Source organism: Streptomyces sp. NPDC002536, from assembly GCF_053594995.1.
In genome coordinates this window covers 38,201-48,214 of record NZ_JBSFWU010000059.1, presented here as the reverse complement: position 1 = coordinate 48,214, position 10,014 = coordinate 38,201, and the positions used below count along the sequence as shown (strand labels likewise).

The 10,014-nt window shown below is 69.4% G+C and carries 9 protein-coding genes; 5 read left to right on the top strand and 4 right to left on the bottom strand.

Annotated features, from left to right (window positions below):
- Positions 1 to 230: 230 nt before the first annotated feature.
- Positions 231 to 1,778, top strand: a complete 1,548-nt coding sequence (locus ACWD4B_RS21850; RefSeq protein ID WP_451422293.1) for an RICIN domain-containing protein — start codon at positions 231 to 233, stop codon at positions 1,776 to 1,778.
- An 87-nt stretch (positions 1,779 to 1,865) separates the two neighbouring features.
- Here ACWD4B_RS21850 and gap read toward each other — a convergent pair whose 3' ends face one another.
- From gap to ACWD4B_RS21835, 3 genes are all read right to left on the bottom strand, one after another.
- Positions 1,866 to 2,864 carry a type I glyceraldehyde-3-phosphate dehydrogenase gene (gene gap, locus ACWD4B_RS21845; protein ID WP_451422292.1) on the bottom strand — a complete coding sequence of 333 codons (999 nt, stop codon included), beginning with the start codon at positions 2,862 to 2,864 and terminating at the stop codon, positions 1,866 to 1,868.
- 103 nt (positions 2,865 to 2,967) lie between these two features.
- Positions 2,968 to 3,924 carry a GlxA family transcriptional regulator gene (locus tag ACWD4B_RS21840; protein WP_451422291.1) on the bottom strand — a complete coding sequence of 319 codons (957 nt, stop codon included), beginning with the start codon at positions 3,922 to 3,924 and terminating at the stop codon, positions 2,968 to 2,970.
- Positions 3,925 to 3,972: 48 nt separating this feature from the next.
- Entirely contained in the window at positions 3,973 to 4,914 is a 942-nt protein-coding gene (locus ACWD4B_RS21835; RefSeq protein WP_451422290.1) for a LysR family transcriptional regulator, read from the bottom strand.
- Positions 4,915 to 5,003: 89 nt separating this feature from the next.
- On the opposite strand from ACWD4B_RS21835, the gene ACWD4B_RS21830 reads away from it, so the two are divergent.
- On the top strand, positions 5,004 to 5,915 hold the full coding sequence (locus ACWD4B_RS21830; RefSeq protein WP_451422289.1) for a zinc-binding dehydrogenase: 912 nt from the start codon (positions 5,004 to 5,006) through the stop codon (positions 5,913 to 5,915).
- A 14-nt stretch (positions 5,916 to 5,929) separates the two neighbouring features.
- Positions 5,930 to 6,925: an alpha/beta hydrolase family protein gene (locus ACWD4B_RS21825; protein WP_451422295.1), complete on the top strand. Its 996-nt coding sequence runs from the start codon at positions 5,930 to 5,932 to the stop codon at positions 6,923 to 6,925.
- Positions 6,926 to 7,012: 87 nt separating this feature from the next.
- Here the strand turns inward: ACWD4B_RS21825 and ACWD4B_RS21820 are convergent, their stop codons facing one another.
- On the bottom strand, positions 7,013 to 8,101 hold the full coding sequence (locus ACWD4B_RS21820; RefSeq protein WP_451422288.1) for a TolB family protein: 1,089 nt from the start codon (positions 8,099 to 8,101) through the stop codon (positions 7,013 to 7,015).
- Positions 8,102 to 8,349: 248 nt separating this feature from the next.
- Here ACWD4B_RS21820 and ACWD4B_RS21815 point away from each other — a divergent pair, with 248 nt between their 5' ends.
- Both ACWD4B_RS21815 and ACWD4B_RS21810 read left to right on the top strand, forming a co-directional pair.
- Entirely contained in the window at positions 8,350 to 8,934 is a 585-nt protein-coding gene (locus tag ACWD4B_RS21815; protein WP_451422287.1) for a DinB family protein, read from the top strand.
- A gap of 149 nt (positions 8,935 to 9,083) precedes the next feature.
- Positions 9,084 to 9,470, top strand: coding sequence for a VOC family protein (locus tag ACWD4B_RS21810; RefSeq protein ID WP_451422286.1), 387 nt, complete (start codon positions 9,084 to 9,086; stop codon positions 9,468 to 9,470).
- Positions 9,471 to 10,014: the final 544 nt, after the last annotated feature.

The window sequence follows — 10,014 nt, the reverse complement described above, 5'->3', positions numbered from 1 at the left end:
CAGCTGGTCCGCTGCGCTGCTGTTGCCGTTGATCGCAGGGCGATAGCGGCCGGCGGTCGGCCCTCGATCTCATCGGGATTTCATCGCTTCCTGGCAGGCTGCGCGCCATAAATATGTGCGCCCCTTCCTATCGAGGCTTCATCGCGCCGCACTACGTTTCCCGCTCGGTAGCCAGAAGGCTGATTTCACCGGCTTGTTGTGGAAGTTGACAGGAATTATCGAGAGTGATCATGAACAGACAGATAAAAAGAGCCGCGAAACTCCTCATCGCGCCGGCCTCGGCCCTTACTCTCCTCGTACCCGTCCTCGCCGTGACCGCGACTCCCGCAGCCGCCGCGACCGACGCCTATACCTTCACCAATGCCAACGGCACCCTCAATGCGACCGGCAACGGTGACGGAAACCAGATCTCCGTCACCCCCGACGGCACCAACTACACGAACTGGCGCCTGATCAAGCTCGGCGACCCCGGCACGTTCAACATCGCCAGCACCTCCTCCGGCAAGTGCATCTACGCCACCCAGCCCGCCGTACAGCAGTCCTGCGGCAAGGACGGCGAGCAGTGGCACTTCCGCCCTGTCGACGGGAAGCCCAACACCTTCGGCATCGTCCGCCGTGACGACCGCAGCGGCACCGAGTGGTGCATGGACAACCGGGGCGGCCTGCACCTGTGGGGGATCCTCGCCCAGCCCAACGCCTGCAACGGCAGCGCGGCCCAGGAGTGGACGGTGCCCGCGTCGAAGGCGGCCGAGGCGAAGCAGCTCGCCCTCGACTACTACGCCGACCTGTGCTCCAAGAAGACCTCCACGTGTTCGTGGACGCAGAAGTCCGAAGGGCAGCCCGAAGTCCTGCCCCGCCAGCCCGCTTCGTCGGTCTGGTACAACGACACTGCTTCGTCCATGAAGCAGGTCTTCACCACCATCTACCACTCCGGATGGTCGCAGGCGTTCTCCGCGGGCCTGTCGTCCTCCCTCGGTGTCTCCACCCCGGTCCAGGCGATGATCTCCAGCCAGCTGACCGCCACGACGGTGTACACCTCCGACGAGACGACGATCAACGGCATCGCCGTGGAGGTCCCGCCGAAGAACTACGCCTGGGTCGACTTCGCGGCCGTCGGCAAGAAGGTCACCGGAACGTGGACGTTCAACACCGACAACCAGCCGTGGACCATGGACGCGACCGTCACCGTCCCCGTCGTCAACTCGACGGCCGGATCCACCATGTACGTCGCCCGCACCAGCACCGACCCGTCCGGCAGCAGTGGCAGTACGACCAGCCCTGATGTGAAGCCGCAGACCTTCGCCACGACTACGACGAAGACCTTCATCCTTCCTGCGGGAAGCCGGGTGACGTCGTCCAACGGCACCGTCACCGCGACGGACACCGACGGCACTGTTGCCACCATCCTCCCCACCACGCTGAAGGACACCGACGGGACGACCCACAAGGTCGGCCTGACCGTCTCCGGCAACACGGTGACCCAGACCATCGAAGGCGCCACCGGCGACACGATCACCGGCACCATGAGCCCGCCGGTCTTCTCGGTGAAAGCAGCAGCAGCCGCACCGGCCGCCACGAGGAAGACCCTGATGAAGACGGCCGCCATGATGCGGCCCGCAGCGGCCGGCGACAAGAGGGGCCGCATGAACTGCATCGGAGACAAGATGGGCGAGGGAGCCACCTTCGGCCTCCTCGGTGCCGCCCTGGGACAGCCCGAAGCCGTCCTGGGCGGAGTCTTCGGCGGCCTCATCATCGGCCTCGCCGAATGCACCAGGTGACCTGACCCACTGCTGAGCGAAGCGCCCCCTGCCTGTGACCGGGCGGGGGCGCTGTGTTGTCGGGGAAAGGCGACGGATCAGGTCAGCTCAGTGGGTGGCGAGGAACTCGAGCGTGTCGATCACGCGGTTCGAGAAGCCCCACTCGTTGTCGTACCAGGCGACCACCTTGACGTGGCGTCCGTCGACGCGGGTGAGGGCCGAGTCGAAGATGGAAGAGGCGGGATTTCCCGTGATGTCCGACGACACGAGCGGGTCGTCCGAGTACTCCAGGACGCCGGCGAGCGGCCCCTCCGCCGCGGCGCGGTACGCCGCCAGCACATCCTCGCGCGTCACGTCGCGGGCCACGGTCGTGTTGAGTTCGACGATCGAACCCACCGGCACCGGTACGCGGATCGAGTCGCCCGACAGCTTGCCGTCGAGGCTCGGCAGCACCAGACCGATCGCCTTGGCGGCGCCGGTCGTGGTCGGCACGATGTTGACGCCGGCGGCCCGGGCACGGCGGGCGTCGCGGTGCGGACCGTCCTGCAGGTTCTGCTCCTGCGTGTAGGCGTGCACCGTCGTCATGAACCCGTGCTCGATACCGGCGAGTTCGTCGAGCACCTTGGCCAGCGGCGCGAGCGCGTTGGTGGTGCAGGAGGCGTTCGAGACGATCGTGTGCACGGCCGGGTCGTAGGCGTCGGTATTGACCCCGAACGCCAGCGTGACGTCGGCGCCGTCCGACGGCGCGCTGACGAGTACCTTCTTCGCGCCCGCGTCGAGGTGGGCACGCGCCGCCTTCGCCGAGGTGAAGCGGCCGGTGGCCTCCAGGACGATGTCGACGCCGAGTTCGGCCCACGGCAACTGCGCCGGTTCGCGCTCGGCCAGCACCGTGATCCGGCGGCCGTCGACGACGAGGGCGTCCCCGTCGACGGTCACCGGGCGCCCGAGCCGGCCGGCCGTGCTGTCGTAGGCGAGCAGCCGGGCGAGAGTGGCGGGCTCCGTCAGGTCGTTGACGGCGACGACCTCCAGGGCGCTGTCGCGCTCCAGCAGTGCGCGCAGCACATTGCGCCCGATGCGGCCGAATCCGTTGATGGCGATGCGAGTCATGAGTGATGTCCCTTCCCTTCGCCACCAGACTCGCCCGCGGCCGGCGCCGCGGACAGTGGCGGGACCGCCACTGTTCAAAAGGATCCCGCCACGCGGTGGCCGGCTACTCGCCGAGGGTGAAGGTGCGCCGGTACTCGCTCGGGGTGGTGCCGAGGATGCGCTGGAAGTGCAGCCGCAGATTCGCGCCGGTGCCGAGCCCGACATCGGCGGCGATCTGCTCGACGCTCCGCTGCGACCGCTCCAGCAGTTCGCGGGCCACATCGATGCGGGCGCGCATCACCCACTGCATCGGCGTGCAGCCGGTCTCCTCGACGAAGCGCCGGGAGAACGTGCGCGGCGAGACCCCCGCCTGCCGCGCCAGTATGTCGAGGGTGAGGGGCTCGCCGAGCCGGTGCAGTGCCCACTCGCGGGTGGTGGCGAACCGCTCGCCGAGCGGCTCGGGGACGCTGCGCGGCACGTACTGGGCCTGACCGCCGCTGCGGTAGGGGGCCGCAACCAGACGCCGGGCCGCGTGGTTGGACGCGGCCACTCCGAGGTCGCCGCGCAGGATGTGCAGGCACAGGTCGATGCCGGAGGCGGCGCCGGCGGAGGTGAGCACGCTGCCCTCGTCGACGAACAGCACGTTCTCGTCGACCTGGACGAGCGGATGCCTGGCCGCGAGTGCCCGCGTGTAGTGCCAGTGCGTCGTGGCGCGCCTGCCGTCGAGCAGGCCCGTGGCGGCGAGTGCGAAGGCGCCCGTCGAGATGGCGGCGAGCCGCGCTCCCCGGTCGTGGGCGGCGATCAGCGCGTCGACGACGGCCTGCGGCGGGTCGTCGCGGTCCGGGAACCGGTAGCCGGGGACGAAGACGATGTCGGCCCACGCAAGGGCGTCGAGGCCGTGGGCGACGTGGTACGCGAGGCCGTCGCCGCCGGCCACAGGACCGGGCGTCGCCCCGCACACCCGCACCTCGTACGGCATGCTCGCGCGGGTCGTGAAGACCTGCGCGGGAATGCCGACATCGAGCGGCTTCGCGCCCTCGAGCACAAGGACGGCGACGCGATGCAGGCGGGAGGCTGACACAGGAAGAGGTTACGTGGGGAGAAGGTGCACGTCAGGCAGTGCTGCTGCTCACCGGGGCGGGGGAGTGGTCGCGGGCGGTTCAGGCAGCCAGTCGTGCGCCGGGTCGTACTCCAGCCATCGGCTTTGCCTTGCCTGCGCGGCGCAGTCGGCGGTGAGTCTGTCCAGCCCTGCGTGCCCGTTGCCGGTGCGCCACAGCAGCGACCAGGCGTACAGCGGCGTGGGGTTGACCAGCGGGACGGAGCGCAGTCCGGGGATGTGCGGCAGGGGCACGTCGGCGGGCAGCAGCGAGAAAAGATGCGGGTTGCCGACCACGTCTTCGAGGAAGTGGGTGAGCCCCAGATTGACGCCCGTGGCAGTGCTGCGGATGCCGAATCGGTCGGCGAACTGGTGGAGGAAGTCGAGCCGGTCCAGTGCACTGGGCGCCCAGAGCACACTGTCGCTCAACTGGTCGGGCCTCAGGGCCGGTTCGGCTGCGAGCGGATGGTCTGCGCTCAGTACGGCGTCCACCGGTTCGAGGCGGACGAGGCGGTGCGCCAGCCCGGCGTGCAGCGGGGGGTGGACCCGGCCGAAGGCCGCGTCGATGTCGCCGTGCAGCAACGCCGCCGTCACTGATGGCAGATCACGCCCGTGTCCCAGTACGAGCTCCCCGTCCCGCCCGGCGACCTGGGCCAGTGTCCGCATCGGTGCGTAGAGGTGGCCCCAGACGTCGACGCGCAGCGGACGGTCCTTCTTCCCCACTGCCGCCGCGACGGCGGCGTCGGCTGTGGCCAGGGTCTGCCGGGCCGGCGGGAGGAAGCGTTCTCCGGCTTCGGTGAGGCGTACCCCGTGGCCGCCGCGCTGGAACAGCTCGGTGCCGAGCAGGGCTTCCAGGCGCGCGACCCTTTTGGACAACGCCTGCTGGGAGATGGCGAGCGTTCCTGCCGCCCGTCCGAAGTGCAGTTCCTCGGCGGCGCGTACGAAGGCACGTACCTGCGCCATGTCGAGATCCATGGCTCCCACCATAGGTGACAACCAAAAGCTGTCAGCCTTGTGTGTACGTTGTTGGATCACGGAGCGGCCGCGGAGGTTGTATTCCCGGCATGCAAAGACTGATTCCCACGGGGGACATGGCACATCCCGTCGCCTTCGCCGAGGTCGCCCAGCCCGCCCTGGAGCCCGGTGAGGCGCTGATCAAGGTCGAGGCGTTCGCCCCGAACCGGGGCGAGACGTTCCTCCTCGAACACCCCCGGCCGGGGCTGCTGCCCGGCAAGGACATTGCCGGCCTCGTCGTGCAGGCGGCGGCCGACGGCTCCGGTCCCGGCGTCGGCACCCGCGTGGTCGGGCATCCGGCGCAAGGCGGCTGGGCCGAGTACGCGGCCGTGCCCACCCACTCCCTCGCGGTGCTCCCGGACAGCATCGACAGCGTACGGGCGGCAGCCCTGCCGCTGGCCGGGATCACCGCCCTGCGGCTGCTGCGTACGGCCGGTTCCCTGGTCGGCAAGCGGGTGCTGCTGACCGGTGCCTCGGGCGGCGTCGGCCATTACGTCACCGAGCTGGCCGTCGCGGCCGGAGCCGAGCTGACCGTGGTGACGGCCACGCCGGTGCGCGGCGAGCGGCTCGCGGAGCTGGGCGCGGAGGTGGTGCACGAAGTGGCGGCGGCTCAAGGGCCGTTCGACGTCGTCCTGGAGTCCACGGGCGGGCCGAACCTCCCGCTCGCCCTCTCGAAGATGCGCCCCGGCGGCATGCTCGTCTGGTTCGGCCAGGCGAGCCGCACCCCGGTGACCCTCGACTTCTTCGACCTGCTGAGCGGGCCGGAGCGCGTGACGATCCAGCACTTCCACTACGCAGGTGCTCCCTACGACTCCGATCTCGCGACACTGGTGCGCCTCGTGGAACAGGAGCGGCTGCACCCCGAGATCGGCCGGATCGCCCACTGGACGGAGACCGCGGACACGCTGGTCGACCTGCGGGACCGCCGGATCCGGGGCAAGGCCGTCCTGACGACGGGATGAACGCGATGAACACCATGAACGCCCCCGAGTTCGCCGCCGCCCAGTGGACCCGCGCCACCGGCGCGGGAATCGACCCGCACGAATACCGCCGCGTCACCGACAGCCTCGCCTCCGTCGCCGACTGGGCCCCGTCCTTCCTGCACACCGGAAACGCCCACCTGGAGCGCGCGGAACAGGCGGCGGGATCGCCCCTTGCGGCCGGGGAGCATCTCCTGATGGCGGCCCGGTGGTTCCACCTCGCCACGCTCGCGCAGGACGCGGAGGCGCCGCGCGCCGCCGCCGAGGCGGACCACGCCCTGAGCCGGGCATTCTCCGTACTGGAGCCCGGTGTACGGCGCGTGAGCGGCGAGGGATTCACCGGCTGGCTGCGCGGCCCCTCCAACGCCCCCGGCACCGTGGTCATCGTCCCCGGCCTGGACTCGGCCAAGGAGGAATTCCTCGATCTGGCATCCTCGTTGCTGGCCAGAGGCCTGGCGGTGTTCGCGATGGACGGCCCCGGGCAGGGCGTGCTCACGGCCACGACCACCCTCGAACCGGACTACGAGCAGGTCGTCGGCCGAGTCGTCGACGCCCTCGGCGTCGCACGCATCGGGCTCGTCGGCCTGAGCCTGGGCGGCTATTTCGCGGCCCGGACCGCGGCACTGGAGCCGCGTGTGGCAGCGGTCGCAACCGTCAGCGGCCCCTTCCGCCTCGACTGGGAGGAACTGCCCCCGCCGGTGCGGGACATCATGGCCCGCCGCGCCGGAGGGACCGACGCCGCCCGGGACTTCGCCCGTCACGTGGACCTCTCCGCCCTGGCACCGCGCATCGCAGCCCCGCTGCTGGTCGTGGACGGAGGCCAGGACGTCATACCCGGCGTGACGAACGGCGAGTCCCTGGCCGCTCTGGCACCGCACGGCACCTACCTGTCCGTCCCCCACGGCGATCACCTCCTCGGCAACGCCCGGGCCGACTGGCTGCCCCGCCTTGCCGACCACATCACGCACACGCTGACGGGAGCACCGGCATGAGCTGATCCACCGGGAAGACCGTCCGCCCTGGTGGAGGAGCGGTGGGGGAGGCTCCGTACACGAGGAGTGGGATTCACCGGAGTGCGATCAGCCGAAGTGGCGGACGTAGATGTGCGACTTGCCGTTGGTGTCGCCGGGCACGATGTCGCCGGCCGTGGACTGGAAGACCACGTCATGCCCGCCGGCGCTGACCGCGTTGGTCTCGGCCGAGGCGGGCTGGTTCGAGACGATCTGGTCGGTGCCTGTTTGCAGGTCGCGCAGCGTGAGCGACGGTCCATTCGTGCCGTTCGGGGCGTACAGCAGACAGCGGCCGGTGGGATCGATGGCCACGCCCCGCACATTCGGCACCAGTTGGGCGGTGCCCGATTGCACGTCGTAGACGTAGGTGTCGGAGCCCGAGAGGTAGACGACCTTGCTGCCGTCGTTGCTGAGCTGGACCAGTGACGCCCCCGCGGACGAGTCCTCGATCGGGCCGGAGGCGGTGCCGCTGGTCCGGTCCCATACGAAGACGTCCCCCGCCTCGCTGTCCTGGTAGGCGACGTGGCGGCCGTCGCCACTGATGGACGGCCGGGACGGGGAGGTGTGGCCGAGGTCGGCGACGGTCGCCCTGGTGCCGCCGGTGTTCCAGTCCTGAACCTCGATGCGCTGGTGCTCGGACGACAGTTGCTTGATGAGGATGGCCAGGGCGAGGTAGCGGCCGTCCGCGCTCAGCGACGGCTGGTTGCAGCTGTAGGCCGAGCAGTCGGGGGAAGCCGTCCTTCCCGTGCTCACCTGATACTGGCGAGTCCGTACGTTCTTCATCCACCGCAGCGAATAGGCGACGTATTCCCCGTCACCACTGATCACCGGGGGCTGGAGCGGGGGCCAGTCCCCCATCCGCTTGATCTGTCCCGTCCCCTGGTCGCGGACGTACACCCTGTCGCCCCCCGTCGTGCCGCCGGGCGTGAGGTTCTTCGCCGACGACGAGAAGACGACGCGGCGGCCGTCGGACGTGATCGAGGCGCCGGCGGAGTTGTCGTCGGCCTGGGTACCGTCGGCCGCAACACTGACCCTCTCGACGCCGGCTGCGCGGTTGCCCGCGAGCCCCGCCATGGCGGTGGGCCCGGCCGAGGCGGACCCGGGCAGCACCGCCGTGACCGCGCAGACCACGACCGCCGCGCTCAGAGCGGCCCGCACACGTCTGATGGTGCTCCGGTTCGTGTTTCCTCTCATTTTTCCCCCCAGGAAGGATATGGCCCCTTCTCCAGTTCTCCGCTGGAGAACCACAAGCATGCAACCGCAACGGCGCTGTGGGAGGCGGGGTTTCGGTCATGCAGGGTTGTAGGTCAGGGCGGCGGCCATGGCCAGGCCCCGGCTCTGCCGGTCGTTGCGGACCACGTACGGGATCTTGAGACCACGAGCGGCCCATGGCAGGCTCACGCCGCATGATCGATGATTTCGCGAAGGACAACCTGCACGGGAGACTGCGGCGGGACCGCATGGCGCTGCTCTGGAAACTCGACGGCTTGTCCGAATACGACGCCCGCCGGCCTTTGACAGCGACCGGGACCAACCTCCTCGGCCTGGTCAAACACGTGGCCACCGTCGAGGCCAGGTACTTCGGCGAGGTCTTCGACCGCCCTTCCCCGGAACCGCTGCCCCGGTGGCAGGACTACAACGGCAGCGATCTGTGGGCGACCGAGGACGAGACCCGCGATCAGATCATCGAGTTCTACCGGCGCACGTGGGAACACTCGGACGCGACAATCAACGAGCTTCCCCTCGATGCCCCCGGCCACGTGCCGTGGTGGCCGGAGCCTCATCCCAACACGAACCTGTTCGCCGTCATGGTCCATGTCCTCGGCGAGTCCAACCGGCATGCCGGGCACGCCGACATCCTGCGCGAGGGCCTCGACGGCCGGACCGGGGTGCGCCCCGAACACGAGAAGCAGATCGACGAGGAAGCCCGCGCAGCCTACTGCGCGAAGATCGAGCAGGCCGCCAGGCCGGCCGCACCAATCACGGCGTAGAGGTTGTCTTACGTGACGTGATGTTCGTGCGGCATGAGGACCCGCGAAGCGGACAGCAAGCAGACCAATCGCAACAGGTAGGCGAACATGCCGATCAGATCCTGTAAGTAGGGCTAGATCTGACCTACTCCCTCAATACCGTTCTGCCCATGAGTCATGAAGAAACGTCAGAACCCACGTTCCGCTATTCTGCGGTCACTTTCGACTGTCCCGACCCTGCCGAGCTGGCCCGCTTCTACAGCGGAGTCCTCGGCATGCCAGTCGTTTTCGCCACAGACGATTTCGTCCTTCTCGGCCAGAACGGCGCGGCTGGCCTGGGATTCAACCGGCTCACCGACTACCGCCGTCCCACCTGGCCAGACCCGTCCCAGGAAAAGCAGGCCCACATAGAACTGGGCGTCGACGACTTGGATGCCGCCCAAGCCCGTCTGCTCTCCCTGGGAGCCGTCGAGCCCGATTCCCAGCCTGACCCTGACCGGTGGCGGGTCCTGCTGGACCCCGCAGGCCACCCGTTCTGCATCTCCACCCTGGTGTGAGCACAACCTGCCATCGATGGCCACGCACCGCGCACCCGGACGGGGCGGCGAACTCGCCGCCGCCCGAGACAGCGTCCCTCGCTCGGCGAGATGCCGGGCAGCTGCCAGACCCTTCGCGTCAATGCCAGCACTGACGGCGGACGCCTAGTGAAGACGCGTCACCGGTAACACTCCGTAAACGGCAACAGGCCGACCCCGGGACGCTATGGATGTCCGCGAGTGGGGAATCTCCGCGGTCCGCCTACAAAGGTGGTGGGACCGCTCCGTGTGGCGAGCGGGCCGTGTTCACGGAGTGGTGTACGCGCTGACCAGCGGCTGTACCTGGCGGCATCTGCCGCCGACGTTCGGCACGTCGCCCGCCACCGCACGCTGCAGCGCTCCGGGCCGCCCTACGCCCTCACCGCCGGGACCTTCCTCAAGGCGCCCATGGTGTCCTCCGGAAAGCCGCCGAAGGCCTCCGGCCGGTACTGGAGGCCCTCGGCGACACCGCCATCAAGTAACGGCGGCCAAGCGCACCGACAGGGCCCAGTTGCCGTCTGCCGGC